This window comes from Sulfitobacter pacificus, assembly GCF_030159975.1.
Lineage (GTDB): Bacteria > Pseudomonadota > Alphaproteobacteria > Rhodobacterales > Rhodobacteraceae > Sulfitobacter > Sulfitobacter pacificus.
In genome coordinates, this window is the sequence record NZ_BSNL01000001.1 from 1,006,402 (window position 1) to 1,019,370 (window position 12,969).

Below are 12,969 nucleotides of genomic sequence, written 5' to 3' on the forward strand. Positions count from 1 at the left end.
GCAACGCGCCGAAACCTAACCCTGACTCATAAATCCGTCAAAAAACGCCGCAACCCCAGCGGCATCCGCAAGTGGCAACACTGCGGCGACAAACTGATCTGGCCGGATGATCAACAGCGCACCGTGCTGCCGGTTGATGCCGCGCAGATCATAGATATCGGAATCGGCTCTGCCGTCCGCACAGAATGTTTTTTCATAGTCGATCAGCCCATAGCGCCCCTTGGTGGGCAGCAGCAATGCGGGCAGACCCTCCAGCCGCATTTCCCGATGCGGTGTCTGGAACACCGCGCGCATGTCAATCACGCTGTCGATATCGGCCTCTTTCGGTGTATAGCGCATGATCGGGCTGGCAGGGGTGTTGGTCAGTTTCGCGCAAAGCTGCGCAATATCCCCCCCGGTTTGCCCCATATCGCCAGCACCGGCAAAGGCCAACAACCGCCAGCGCCCGTCTGCCTTCAGCAGGTGACCCAATTGCATCCGCTTGCCGTCACCTAGCCGGATCACGGGGGCGGAGTGGAACCGCATGCCGACGCTCTGTCCGGTGGCAAGCGCCTGATGGGCATCGTCACCGATGACGGTCGAAGGGGCATAGCGGGTTTCCACACCCGCCGTATAGCGTCCGTGTTTCTTGAAATAGCTTTGAAATTGCGCGGCCTCTTCAGCGGTCTTTGGTTTGGCACTGAACAAACGCGCCATGTTGCGGTCAAACTCGATCAGCTCCTTCGCTTTGGCCTGCCGTTCCTGTGAATAGCTGTGCAGCAGGGCAGGGTCAGATTGCCCCCGCAAGACAGCCGCCAGTTTCCAGCCCAGATTAAATGTATCGGCCATAGAGACATTCATCCCCTGACCGGCCTTTGGGCTATGGGTGTGACAGGCGTCACCGGCAATAAAGATACGCGGGATGTCGTGGGCGCGCATATCGTCAGGCACATCATCGAAAGAGTCACAGACCCGCTGCCCGATTTCATAGGCTGACCACCAGGCAACTTCTTTCACGTCCAACGTATAGGGGGCCAGAATGTCGCGGGCTTTCTGGATCAACATATCCGACGTCACATTGCGATCTGCCGCGCGTTCCTCCCCATGCAGGGCGTCAAGTTCGATATACATTCGCACCAGATAGCCGCCTTCACGCGGGATGATCAGGATACTGCCATGTTCGGCGGATTGGATTGCACATTTCAACCTGATGTCGGTGAAATCCGTGATTGCCAGAACATCCATCACGCCCCAAAGCTGTCGTGCCGCTTCGCCCTTAAGCGAATACCCAAGTGCGCGGCGCACCCTGCTGCGCGCGCCGTCACAGCCGACAACGTAGCGGGCGCGGATGGTTTCGCTGCTGTCGCTCTGGTCAAGGCATTTGAAGGTGGCGGTGACAGGGTACTCTGGATCATCGGTGCGGGTCAGTTCAATTAGTTCGCGGTTGTATTCCGGTTCCAGCCGCTGTGCAGAATTGCGCATAACCTCCAGATAAAAATCATGAATACGTGCCTGGCTCAGGATCACATGGGGCATCTCGGACAGATCATCCTCCACGTCCTGAATGCGGTCTGCGCGGTGCAATCCCTGTCCCTCCGGGTGGGGCCGCCAGAAGGCGACTTCATTCACCCAATAGGCTTCTTTCAGCACCTTCTCGGCAAAGCCGAAGGCCTGAAACATCTCGATGGAGCGGCAGGCAACACCATCCGCCTGACCGATCTGCAAGGGGCCTGACTTGCGCTCGACGATGCGGGTGGAAATCTGTGCAAAGGCGGCAAGCTGCGCGGCCAGTGTCAGCCCGGCAGGGCCGCAGCCGATGATCAGTACATCGGTGGTATCCTTGCCGGGGGCCGCCTCCTGCACGGACGGATCTCCGGCGCGAAACCCGTTAAGGTGATATTGCATCGCTCTATTCCAACCCCAAAAGACGGGCGGCATTGCCCTTGGTGATGTCTTCGCGCAGTTCATCCTTGATCGCGATCTTCTCGAAATCCGCCAACCAGCGTTCCGGGGTGATCATCGGCCAGTCCGATCCGAACAGCACCTTTTTCTTCAGGATCGAATTACAGTAGCGGACCAGAATTTCGGGAAAGTACTTCGGCGACCAGCCGGAAAGGTCGATATAGACATTTGGCTTGTGCTGCGCCACGGCCAGCGCCTCTTCCTGCCAGGGGAAGCTGGGATGGGCGAGGATGATCTTCAGCTCGGGAAAGTCCACTGCAACATCATCCATATACATCGGGTTGGAGTATTTGAGCCGCATCCCGTTACCACCGGGCATGCCCGACCCAACGCCGGTCTGGCCGGTGTGAAACAGCGCGATGCCGCCTTCTTCCGCAATGGCTTCATAAAGCGGGTAGGCCATGCGGTCATTGGGGTAGAATCCTTGCATGGTGGGGTGAAACTTGAACCCCTTGATGCCGTAACCCCTGATCAACCGCCGTGCCTCGCGCACGCCCATTTTGCCTTTCCACGGATCAATCGAGGCAAATGGAATCAGCACATCGTCATTTGCAGCGGCCAGTTCAGCAACCTCTTCGTTCTTGTAGCGGCGATATCCGGTCTCGCGTTCGCTATCGACAGGAAAGATCACTGCGGCAATGTTCTGCGCGCGGTAATGGGCGGCGGTTTCTTCAATTGTGGGGGGATGTTTCCAAGGGGCACCGAAATAGGCGGCCATGGTGGATTGCAGATCGTCATACCCGTCATCACCATGGCATCCGCAGGGTTCTTCGGCATGGGTGTGAATGTCGATTGCACGCACCTTCGTGAGATCTACCATTGTTCCTGTCCTTACAGTTTCGCAACAGCGATGTCGGTTTCGGCATAAAGCCGTGCCAACAGATCCGCACGCAGTGTCAGAATGCGGTCGAAATTCAGGTTGCCCTTCGCGGTCATCTCTCCCAGCGCCATAGAGGCGGGGGTACTGAGGACAATGGCGCGCCCCACACGGGTGGAACTGCTGGTCCCTTTGGCGTGATTGGCCAGTCGCTGCCGGATGTCAGAAAGTAACCCTGCATCGGTAAGCGCCCCCTCTGCACTGTCGGCAGAATACCCCGCAGCGGCCAGCGCGCCCATGTTGGGGAAGATCATCAGGCCAATTTCATCCCGATCAGCGCCGGTTACCACCAGATCACTTGCCAGCCCGCCAAGACAGGCCAGCATATCCAGCCGCAACTGGCCTGCACGCACCCATGTGCCGGTCAGCAGTTTGAAATCCTCGCTGATGCGTCCGTCGAATTTCAGGCCCTTGTTGACGTCCTGCGGATCGACAAAGCGCATGGCGTCGCCGGTGATAAAGTACCCCTCGTCATCAAAGGCTTCGGCGGTTTTCTCTGGCGCATCCAGATAGGCTGTCATCACATTGGGGCCTTTCACGCGGACCTCGAAACGGGCCGTGTCAGCGGGCACCAGTTTGACCATCACATTACTCATCGGGACGCCGACCACGCCGGAGCGGTCTGTGGGTTCCTGCTGGATCAGCAGGGCAGGGGCGGTCTCGGTCAGCCCCCATGAAGAGGTCATCAGCGGCACCTCGCCTTTCACCTCCATCGCAAGGGTCTCAAAGCCTTCCCAGACATCCTGCGGCAATGATGCACCGGCATAGAAGATCAGATCTAGGTTCTTGAAAAAATGCTGGCGCAATGTCGGGTCTTTTTGCAAGGCGGCCAGCAGCATCTGGAACCCCACGGGCACGTTAAAGCACAGGCTGCCGGCAACCAGCCCAAGATTTTCCAACGTCCGTTCAAACAGCCCCGCCACCGGCTTGCCATCATCCACATAATAGGATCCGCCATTGGCCAGCATCATATTAAAATTATGGGAGCCGCCAAACACATGGTTCCAGGGCAACCAATCCACCACCACCGGCGGGCGTTTGCGCAGAAAGGGCAGGGAGTCGGCAATCTGAGCCTGATTGGCACAGAGCATTTGATGCGTCGTCAGCACCCCTTTGGGATCAGAGGTCGATCCAGAGGTCATCAGGATCTTTGCCACTGTGTCAGGGGTCACGCTTGCATGGGCTGCCTCTACATCAACACCCGCGTCACCTTTCAACAGGGTTGCAAAAGGGGTGATGCCAGATGTTGTGCCATTGCTTGCGACAATCTCGACTCCCTTAAGCGCTTCCAGCGCAAGGGCATCGGCATAGCGGCTGGCATCATCGACAAAGGCCATGGCCGGGCGCACCAACCCGATGGCATGTATCAGGCGGCCATGGGCGGCAGGGACAAGGGAGTATTGTTCGGCAACCGGCACTGTGGGCACACCGATGTATTGCGCCGCCAGGGTCAGCAAGGCGTGGTCCACGCCATTGCCTGACAGGATCAAAATCGGATGATGCGCGCCCATGCCCCGCGCCAATAGGGCCGCCGCGATGGCGCGTATCTTTTGCAAAGCCGTGACATAGGTTTCGGAGCGCCAGCCTGCACCGCTGCGTTCGGCAATGAACACCTGTCCGGGGGTCTTGGTCGCCCAATGGTGCAGCCAGTCACCGGTGCGCCTGACGGGGGTGCTTGTTTCATGGTTTGAGTGTAACAGGATACACCCATCCGCACGGTCTTGACGAGTCACGTCATGGGGCTGGAACTGAGTGGTTCTTTTCATAGGCTATCCTTTGCGGCGCGGTGCCGGATCAACAGCATGGCCTCAACAACCGTTTTGCGCGTTGCGGCATCAATTCCCGCCAGCAAGGCTTGCTCATGGGTTTTCACATCGGCAGTTGCTTTCTCATACAGCTGCCGGCCTTTCAGCGTCACCTTCAGCGCATAGGTGCGCCGGTCGCTGGGCACCCGTTCGCGCAGGATCAACGCGCGGTGTTCCAGCGCGTCCAGGATCACCACCAGATTGGGCCGTTCCACATCCATCGCGGCGGCCAGTTGTGACTGGCTTAGTCCGGGGTTGTCGGCAATCAGGATCAATGCGGTATAGGTCAACATCCGCAACCCATGTGGTTTTAGCGCTTGGGTCAGATCAGCCTGCATGACGTTAAAGGCGCGTTTCAGCTGATAGCCAAGAAAACCCTGCAAAGTGCTCTCGTCGACGATCGGGCCTGCGGATTTATGGGTTTTGTCAGAAAGGGCGGGTTTCATGCGATCACCTGAACCTGGGTGCGCGTTTTTCGAGGAAGGCGTTCAGCCCCTCGGTCGCATCGGGTGTGGTTTGTGACAGGGCGGCGGCCAGAGATTCCGTGAACAGCCCGTCACTTTGGGACATGTCGCTGATTTTGGCGATGGACTGGATCATCAGGTAGTTCGAGAGCGGCGCATTGCGCGCGATCTTTCCTGCCAGTTCCTGCGCCAGCCCCATGGCTTCGCCTTCCTGTACTGCATAATGCGCCAGCCCAAGGGCAACACCCGTCTCAGCATCGTATTTGCGCCCGGTCAGCATCATCTCTGTCATTCGATCCGCACCCATCAACCGGCCAACCCGTGCTGTTGCGCCGCCGCCGACAAAGATGCCGCGCCGCCCCTCGGGCAGTTGGAAGATTGTTGAGGGTTCGGCAATCCGCACATGGGTTGACGCGGCCAGTTCCAGCCCGCCACCGATCACCGCCCCAAACATCGCCGAGACAACCGCTAGCCCGCCAAACTGGATTTTCTCCATCACCTCATGCCATTTGCGTGAGTGGTGCAGGTTCTCTTCGGCAGAGCGATGCACATGTTCCGACAGATCCAGACCAGAGCAATAATGCCCCGCGGTGCCGGTGATGATCGCCACACGCACCTCTTTTGGCGGGGCGGAAAAGAAACTGTCGATCGCCACCAACAGTTCTTCACACATAGCATTGCGTTTGTCCGGGCGGTTCATCGTGAGGGTCGCAATTGCGCCATCAATGTCGATCTTGAGGATGGGTTGGCTCATTATCGCTCCCTTATGGCACGTTCGAGCCAGACGGTGGTTTTGGAAGGCGGGTGACGAAATGATGACGCCCATACCCGCCGGAAAACGCATGGGCCTTTGGCTCGGTTCCGAATCTTCCTGTTTCGTTATTTTGTTATATACCATAACTATTATAGAGGATGGGGTATTTTTATCCTCAAGGCATTTGGCGTTTTTGCACCCTGCCATCTGAATGAGGGCTCTGTTCATAGCTTTCGTATGAAAGGTTTACTCCATCCATTTGAAAATTATAGAAAATATGAGATTTTTAATCTGGGTCATGCTCTTGGTGCAGACTGACCCTTGCCTTCTGTCAGGGTAACCTGCTCAAACGGTAGAGTTTTGTTAACACCCGTTTGCTAAGTCCCTTTCTGACAGGATGGCCGGCGGAAGGGCGTGGAATGAGCGATGTCTTAGATAGTCTTTTCTCCAGTATTGAGGCTTTCGCCTATCGCTGTCTTTACGACAGCGAACATACCCTTCAGGTGGTCGAGGGCGGCGTGAAAGAGTTGCTGGGCTACGACGCGGCTGATCTGATTGGCAACCGGGTGCATGCCTTTGCCGATCTTGCCCATCCCGAGGACAAGCAGCGCCTGTCAGAAGCGATTGAGGGCGCGGTAGAGAAACGCGGGCTGTGGGATCTGGCCTATCGTATGCTGCATGAAAACGGGTCTTACGTCTGGGTACGCGAGCGTGGCTGTGCCGTGTTTGAAAATGACAGTTTGACCCATCTTCAGGGCCTCATCGTCAGCGCCACAGAAGAAATGTCCCTGCGCGCTGAAATGGAAGCCATCCTTCAGCAAAGCCGCGAGTCCAACTCAGAGATTATCGGCCTGACAGGCAAGATTACCGGCTCTATCCGGCAGTTGACGATGTTATCCATCAACGCCCGAATAGAGGCGGCCCGCAGCGGTGATGCCGGGCGCGGATTTGCGGTTGTGGCGGAAGAGATGAAAAAGCTGGCAGATCAGAATGCTGAATGGGCCTATGTGATCTCTGAAAAAGTAAGTGACGTGCAACGGCAGGGATAGTGCGCGGACCGCTTCAAACCTGCCACCACGGCCTCCTTGCACCGTTGAATATGAAAGTGGGGCAGAAGGGGTAAAGTGAGTAGAGCGGAATTAAGCCACGCCGGTATTGTCTTGGATAAGGAAGCCGACCATTCCTTTTCCCGGAAAGCGGCCAAGGGCCCAGACAACATGAGGGCAACGGCAGGCCGGGCTGTTAATACCCCATAGCCGCCCCGTCTTTGCGTGGATCGGATCCGCCCGCATACCCACGTGTGCCCAACCGGTGGATCAGCTGCGCCCCGCCAAAGCCAAACGCGTTATCCGGTGCTTCCAACGAAATATTGTGGCCCAAGGCACGCAAAGCGGTGATTGTCGCTGCCGGCACCGTTGTTTCACAGGCCACGCCCAGACCGTCGGTCACCCGCCAGCGCGGGGCATCAGCGGCCATTTGCACGTCCTGATCCCACAGCTGTGTGCGCAACACCATTTGCACATGCCCCTGCGCCTGCATCGGTCCACCCATCACGCCGAAACTCATCAGCGGCGCATCACCTTGCATCAGGAAACCGGGAATGATCGTTTGAAACGGGCGTTTGCCCCCGGCGACGACATTCTGATGGTTGGGATCCAGCGAGAACCCCGCGCCACGGTTTTGCAAGGCAACGCCGGTGCCCGGCACCACTACGCCAGAGCCGAAACCAGCATAGTTCGATTGGATGAATGACACCATCATCCCGGAGGCATCCGCAGCACTTAGATATACCGTGCCGCCATGTTTGGGCGCCCCTGCGCCAAAATCCTGCGCCCTGTTGGGATCAATCAGCCGTGCGCGGGATGCGAGATAGGCGTCGTCCAGCAGATCATCAGCGCTGATGCCAGTCATTGCCGCCGGGTCGGCAACATAGGCTTCGGCGTCGCGCAGGGCCAGTTTCATCGCCTCGATCTGAAGATGAAAGGCGGCAGGATCATCAGCCGACATATCACGGATATTGGTCTGGCCAAGGATGCCCAGCCCCATCAGGGCGGCGATTCCCTGACCATTGGGCGGGATCTCATGCAGGGTTACATCGTCGAAAGACTTGGAAATTGTACCGCACCAGTCCGGCTGGTGGTTCGCCAGATCGGCAAGTGACAGCGCCGCACCGTGTTGGGCGGCAAAATCCGCGATCTCCTGCGCAATCTCACCCTCATAAAACGCGCGGCCCTTGGTTTCTGCAATTAAACGCAGCGTGCGGGCGTGGCCGGGGCTGCTGAAATATTCACCCGCTTTGGGCGCGCGGCCCTGCGGCATGAAGGTTTCGGCAAATCCGGGTTGCTGGCCCAGCTCCTCAGCGGCACGGGCCCAAAGCGCGGCAATAACCGGTGTGACGGGAAAACCGTCTTCTGCATAGTGGATGGCGGGTTCGAACAGGGTTTCGAAAGGCAATGTGCCAAAACGTTCCGACAGGGCCACCCAAGAGGACACAGCACCGGGTACGGTCACTGATTCCCAGCCGCGAAATGGCATTTCCTTTAGCCCCGTAAACCGCGCAGCATCCCATGCCGCTGGCGCACGTCCAGAGGCGTTGAGCCCATGCAATGCGTCCCCATCCCAAAGAATCGCGAAGGCGTCTGATCCGATGCCGTTGCCGGTGGGTTCCAATACGGTCAGCGCAATAGCACTCGCCAAGGCCGCGTCCACCGCATTGCCGCCTCGCGCCAGCATCGACAACCCCGCCTGCGCCGCAAGCGGGTGTGAGGTGGCCACCATATTATCGGCCAGAACCGCAGAACGGCGGGAAGGATAGGGCGGGTTGGCACATAGCTGCATGGGCTGGCTTTCTTGGGCAGGTCAGGGTTGCCAGAGCATAGCGCCCGCCAAGGCCAAAGCGCCAGCAGGATCCTGCGCAAGGCCAGCCTATGACACCCGTGAATAACCGGCGTGACCGGGGTTGGAGGCGTCAAAGAAATGCGCCAGCCGGCGGACTAAAGGGCGCGCCTGCGCGGTCAGGCTCAGACGTTCGGGGGTTTCTTCAAACATCCCTTCACATTCGCAGCGCAAGGCGTCCAGCGCCGGAGCAAAGCGGGCGCGGTCCACCTCGTTCAGGTTCAGCTCTTTGAAATCAATCGCAAAATCGCACATCAGCATTTCAATGATCCGGCTGCGCAGCCGATCTTCGGCGGTCAATCGGTATCCTCGCACAGCGGCCAGTTTCCCGGCCTTGATCTGGCGGGTGTAATCACCGGTCTGCGCGGCATTCTGCACAAACCCCTCTTTGAAGCGCGAGATGGAAGAGGCCCCAAGTCCCAGCAAGGTATCACATCCATCTACAGTGTAGCCCTGAAAATTCCGGCGCAGCCTGCCATTGGCTGCGGCCTGTGCCATGCTGTCTTCGGGGCGGGCGAAATGATCAATCCCAATCGCCACCATACCATCTGCACAGAGCAGCTCCGTTGCTTTGTTAAACAGGGCAAACCGCGCGCGATCTCCGGGCAGGGCGGCTTCGGGGATCAGGTTCTGGCGTTTTGCCATATGGGGTACATGCGCATAACCAAACAGCGCCACACGGTCCGGGCGCAACGCATTCACCTGTTGTAGCGTCTGGGCAAACCCTTCGATGGATTGAAACGGCAACCCATAGACCAGATCAACGTTCAGCGAGGCGACATCAGCCCCCCGCAGCATGTTCACTGCCGCCTGGGTTTGCTCAAAACTCTGCAGCCGCCCGATGCATTTTTGCACGACCGGGGCGAAGTCCTGCACACCGATGCTGGCCCGTGTCATACCGGCCGCTTTCAAGGCGGCGATTTTGTCGGCGTCTACCAAAGTCGGGTCAATCTCGACCGAAAACGCGGTGTCGTGGTCCATGACAAAGACCTCGCTCAACATGTCGGAGACTTCGCGGATCAACTCGGGGGGCAGGATCGTCGGGGTGCCGCCGCCCCAATGCATCTGCTTCAGGCGCAGCTTGCCGGGGTGATGGGTTGCGATCAGCGCCAGTTCTTTGCGCAGGGTTTCCAGATAGGCCTGCACCGGCGTCAGACTGCGCACGCCTTGCGTGCGACATGCGCAGAACCAGCACAGGCGTTCGCAAAACGGAATATGCAGATAGAGCGAGATCGGCGCGTCAGCTTCAAGGGCTGCGATGGCTTCGGCCTGAAAATCGGCCCCGACGTCTGCCGTAAAGGCAGGGGCGGGCGGATAGCTGGTATAGCGGGGCAGGCGTTCGTCAAACAATCCGCGTGCTTTGAGGGTATCAAAATTCATCATTTCAGGATTCTGTCGTTTGATCGGTTTTCCGTCTTTGATCGACATCAATTTCCGGCGTGTCATCGTCCAAAAGAATACGCCATGCCGCCCCGTCCAGATCGTCATATTGATCGGCCCGCAGGCTCCACAGGAAGGCAAGCAAACCCAATCCGCCAAGGGTCAGTGAAACTGGAATAAGGATGGCAAGAATATTCATTGTTTGGCCCCGCGTGTGACCCGCATCGCGTTCAGCAAGACAGTGATGGAAGAGGTGGACATCGCAATGGCCGCCAGCAAAGGCGTGACAAACCCGGCAACTGCCAGCGGGATGACAATCGCGTTATATCCTGCGGCGATGGCAAAGTTCTCAAGGATCCGGCGTTTGGCGCTGCGCGATGTATGGATCAGATCGGGCAGCGGCGCGAGGCTGCGGCCCAGAAGCACAACATCAGAGGCCGCGCGCGCCGCATCCGCCGCAGCAGCGGGTGCGACAGAGGCATAGGCGCTGGCCAAGGCACCGGTGTCGTTCAACCCGTCGCCAACCATCAGCACCTTACGTCCCTGCGCGGCAAGCGCGTCGAGATAGGCGATTTTATCTTTGGGGCTTTGTTCTGCATGAAAATGCGTGATCCCCAGGGTTTCAGCAACAGCTTGGGTGGCAGCCGGGGTGTCGCCCGAAATCAGATGAATTTCGGTGCCTTTTTCCTGTAGGGTCTTCACCACCTGTTCCGCCCCTTCGCGCAGGCTGCCTTTCAGGGTCAAATGCAAAGCTGCATCCGAGCCGATGCGCAACCATGCACCGGGGGCGTCTGTTGGTGCGGCCTTGGTAAAGGTGGCGGAGCCCAGCAAAACCTCCTGATCGCCAAATTTTGCGCGCAATCCCTGACCTGCCGTTTCAGAAATATCCGTCAGCGCCGCAGGCGCGGTTGCCGCATTGGTCAGCCCCATGGCCAATGCCTGTGCTATAGGGTGGGTGGAACTTTGCGCGAGGGCCAAGGCGACTGATTTTGCGGTGTCGTCCAATGTTTCTAATGTGGCGACCTCCAACTGGCCTTCGGTCAGCGTGCCGGTTTTGTCGAATACCACCACATCGGTTTCTGCAATCCGCTCAAGTGCGGTGCCGTTTTTGACCAGCAACCCCGCGCGAAACAGCTTGCCCGCAGCGGCGGTTGAAACGGCAGGCACGGCCAGACCCAAGGCGCAGGGGCAGGTGATGATCAGCGTGGCAATGGCGATGTTCAGTGAAAACCGCGCATCCCCTGTGGCAAACAACCATCCAACAAAGGCGGCGAAAGACAGCAGATGCACCACTGGGGCATAGACCTGTGCAGCGCGGTCAGCCAGCGCAGTATAGCGGTTGCGCGCGGATTCAGCGGCGTCGATCATTGTGACCATGCGGCGCAGGCTGGTGTCCGCGCCCACCGCGGTGGCGCGCAGAACCAGCGGGCCACTCAGGTTCAGCTCACCGGCGTTTACGTCGCTGCCGACTGTGGCCGATACCGGCAGGCTCTCGCCGGTCAGGATCGCGCGGTCCAGCGTGCTTGCACCGTTGATCACCGTGCCATCGACAGGTGCGCGGGCACCGGCCAGAACCACGATGTGATCGCCGATCTGCGCCTCGCTGAGTTTCACGGTTTCCCGCCCTTGCGGCGTTTCGCGCAGCACCCGTGGCACCTCCAAAGCGGCCAGTTCGCGGGCGGCGGAACGCGCGGTGCTGCGGCAGCGGTGGTCCAGATAGCGCCCGCAGAGCAGGAAGAAGGTCAGCGATAAGGCAGCGTCGAAATAGGCCTCGTGCCCCCCGGCGGCGGTTTCAAACAGCGACATGCCGGAGGCAAGGATCAAAGCCAGCGAAATTGGCACATCCATATTCAACCGGCCCACCCGCAGGGCGGCCCATGCGTTGCGGAAAAACGGCTGCGCAGCGAACAGCACTGCGGGCAGGGAGATCGCCGCCGAAAGCCAGTGAAACAGGGCGCGTGTGGCGTCACCGGCCCCGGACCAGATGGCAACAGACATCAGCATCACATTCATCATCGCAAATCCGGCAATGGCGATGCGCAACAACAGGGCGCGTCCCTGAACATCGCGGGTATCGCCCAAGGCGTCGCGGTCCAGCAGCCGCGCCTCGATCCCCAGATCACCCAGCAGTTCGATCAGCGTGTCGGGCGCGGTCAGTGGGGAATGGGTGATTTCCACCTGCTTGCGGTTCAGGTTCACACGGGCGGCATAGACATCATCCCGCGCCAGCAAGCCACGTTCAACGGTTGCAATACATCCGGCACAATGGATGGCTGGCAGGGACAGGTGCAGGGTTTCACCGGCACGGTCAGAGTTGCCATTTCCGGTGGCGGCAGGTTGCGCCACACATCCGGGGCAGGCGGCAAGGCCGGGGTTTTCAGCAAGGCTCATAACGCGGGTTCACTCACGTGCAGGGGGATGCGGCGGCGGAATGGGGTGCCATCAGCAGCTTCCAGTTCCAGCCACAGTGTCCAATATCCGGCTTCTACAGGCGTTGCGGCAGTCAGGGCGGTGCCGTTCCAGACCAGCTCCGGCAGCATGTCCTCGGCAACATGGGTGGCCCGGCCCAGCGTGGCCTTGATCACCTTCGGATTCACCGGTGTGCCAGCACTGTCGGTGATAGCAAGGGTCAGCACCCCATCAGATACATCTGTTTCCAGTGTCCAGCCCAGCCCGTCCTGTGCTGCGCGATCCGCGTCAAAGCTCTGGCTGGCGACATAGGAGTTCTTGGTCACCAATCCGGGGAAAGTGTTCACAGCCTGAAAGGCGAGCGTCAGGTTCACCGCGATGATGATGCTGAAACAGCCGACGAATATTGCGAAGACATGCCAGCCGGTGAGGGTGCGTTGCATG

Annotated in this window: 11 protein-coding genes; 1 reads left to right on the forward strand and 10 read right to left on the reverse strand. The window is 58.9% G+C overall.

Annotated features, from left to right (window positions below):
• Positions 1-15 precede the first annotated feature (15 nt).
• Genes QQL78_RS05110 through QQL78_RS05130 form a run of 5 tightly spaced genes read right to left on the reverse strand, consistent with a single transcriptional unit; the run spans position 16 to position 5,841 of the window.
• Positions 16-1,884, reverse strand: coding sequence for an FAD-dependent monooxygenase (locus QQL78_RS05110; protein ID WP_284371188.1), 1,869 nt, complete (start codon positions 1,882-1,884; stop codon positions 16-18).
• 4 nt (positions 1,885-1,888) lie between these two features.
• A complete protein-coding gene (locus QQL78_RS05115) occupies positions 1,889-2,761 on the reverse strand; it encodes an amidohydrolase family protein (protein ID WP_284371190.1) in 873 nt (290 codons plus the stop codon).
• 11 nt (positions 2,762-2,772) lie between these two features.
• Positions 2,773-4,584, reverse strand: a complete 1,812-nt coding sequence (locus QQL78_RS05120; protein WP_284371192.1) for a feruloyl-CoA synthase — start codon at positions 4,582-4,584, stop codon at positions 2,773-2,775.
• Positions 4,581-5,069 carry a MarR family winged helix-turn-helix transcriptional regulator gene (locus QQL78_RS05125; RefSeq protein WP_284371194.1) on the reverse strand — a complete coding sequence of 163 codons (489 nt, stop codon included), beginning with the start codon at positions 5,067-5,069 and terminating at the stop codon, positions 4,581-4,583. Before QQL78_RS05125 ends, QQL78_RS05120 begins: the two co-directional genes overlap by 4 nt.
• 4 nt (positions 5,070-5,073) lie before the next feature.
• Entirely contained in the window at positions 5,074-5,841 is a 768-nt protein-coding gene (locus QQL78_RS05130; protein WP_284371196.1) for a crotonase/enoyl-CoA hydratase family protein, read from the reverse strand.
• Between the two features lie 419 nt (positions 5,842-6,260).
• On the opposite strand from QQL78_RS05130, the gene QQL78_RS05135 reads away from it, so the two are divergent.
• Entirely contained in the window at positions 6,261-6,890 is a 630-nt protein-coding gene (locus QQL78_RS05135; RefSeq protein WP_284371198.1) for a methyl-accepting chemotaxis protein, read from the forward strand.
• A gap of 193 nt (positions 6,891-7,083) precedes the next feature.
• On the opposite strand, the gene QQL78_RS05140 is transcribed toward QQL78_RS05135, so the two are convergent.
• The 5 genes from QQL78_RS05140 to QQL78_RS05160 all read right to left on the reverse strand — a co-directional run bounded on the left by QQL78_RS05140 (position 7,084) and on the right by QQL78_RS05160 (position 12,968).
• Positions 7,084-8,679 carry a gamma-glutamyltransferase family protein gene (locus tag QQL78_RS05140; protein ID WP_284371200.1) on the reverse strand — a complete coding sequence of 532 codons (1,596 nt, stop codon included), beginning with the start codon at positions 8,677-8,679 and terminating at the stop codon, positions 7,084-7,086.
• An 87-nt stretch (positions 8,680-8,766) separates the two neighbouring features.
• Positions 8,767-10,119 (reverse strand): oxygen-independent coproporphyrinogen III oxidase, encoded by a 1,353-nt coding sequence (hemN, locus tag QQL78_RS05145; RefSeq protein ID WP_284371201.1) that lies wholly within the window; start codon positions 10,117-10,119, stop codon positions 8,767-8,769.
• Position 10,120: 1 nt separating this feature from the next.
• On the reverse strand, positions 10,121-10,315 hold the full coding sequence (gene ccoS, locus QQL78_RS05150) for a cbb3-type cytochrome oxidase assembly protein CcoS (protein WP_284371204.1): 195 nt from the start codon (positions 10,313-10,315) through the stop codon (positions 10,121-10,123).
• Positions 10,312-12,507: a heavy metal translocating P-type ATPase gene (locus tag QQL78_RS05155; protein ID WP_284371206.1), complete on the reverse strand. Its 2,196-nt coding sequence runs from the start codon at positions 12,505-12,507 to the stop codon at positions 10,312-10,314. Before QQL78_RS05155 ends, ccoS begins: the two co-directional genes overlap by 4 nt.
• Positions 12,504-12,968 carry a FixH family protein gene (locus tag QQL78_RS05160; RefSeq protein ID WP_284371207.1) on the reverse strand — a complete coding sequence of 155 codons (465 nt, stop codon included), beginning with the start codon at positions 12,966-12,968 and terminating at the stop codon, positions 12,504-12,506. Before QQL78_RS05160 ends, QQL78_RS05155 begins: the two co-directional genes overlap by 4 nt.
• Between the last annotated feature and the right edge of the window lies 1 nt (position 12,969).

What these genes read in the sequence shown, in the direction of transcription:
- QQL78_RS05110 (WP_284371188.1), bottom strand. Translation starts at nt 1,884, where the DNA reads ATGCAATATCACCTTAACGGGTTTCGCGCCGGAGATCCGTCCGTGCAG.
- QQL78_RS05115 (WP_284371190.1), bottom strand. Translation starts at nt 2,761, where the DNA reads ATGGTAGATCTCACGAAGGTGCGTGCAATCGACATTCACACCCATGCC.
- QQL78_RS05120 (WP_284371192.1), bottom strand. Translation starts at nt 4,584, where the DNA reads ATGAAAAGAACCACTCAGTTCCAGCCCCATGACGTGACTCGTCAAGAC.
- QQL78_RS05125 (WP_284371194.1), bottom strand. Translation starts at nt 5,069, where the DNA reads ATGAAACCCGCCCTTTCTGACAAAACCCATAAATCCGCAGGCCCGATC.
- QQL78_RS05130 (WP_284371196.1), bottom strand. Translation starts at nt 5,841, where the DNA reads ATGAGCCAACCCATCCTCAAGATCGACATTGATGGCGCAATTGCGACC.
- QQL78_RS05135 (WP_284371198.1), top strand. Translation starts at nt 6,261, where the DNA reads ATGAGCGATGTCTTAGATAGTCTTTTCTCCAGTATTGAGGCTTTCGCC.
- QQL78_RS05140 (WP_284371200.1), bottom strand. Translation starts at nt 8,679, where the DNA reads ATGCAGCTATGTGCCAACCCGCCCTATCCTTCCCGCCGTTCTGCGGTT.
- hemN (WP_284371201.1), bottom strand. Translation starts at nt 10,119, where the DNA reads ATGATGAATTTTGATACCCTCAAAGCACGCGGATTGTTTGACGAACGC.
- ccoS (WP_284371204.1), bottom strand. Translation starts at nt 10,315, where the DNA reads ATGAATATTCTTGCCATCCTTATTCCAGTTTCACTGACCCTTGGCGGA.
- QQL78_RS05155 (WP_284371206.1), bottom strand. Translation starts at nt 12,507, where the DNA reads ATGAGCCTTGCTGAAAACCCCGGCCTTGCCGCCTGCCCCGGATGTGTG.
- QQL78_RS05160 (WP_284371207.1), bottom strand. Translation starts at nt 12,968, where the DNA reads ATGCAACGCACCCTCACCGGCTGGCATGTCTTCGCAATATTCGTCGGC.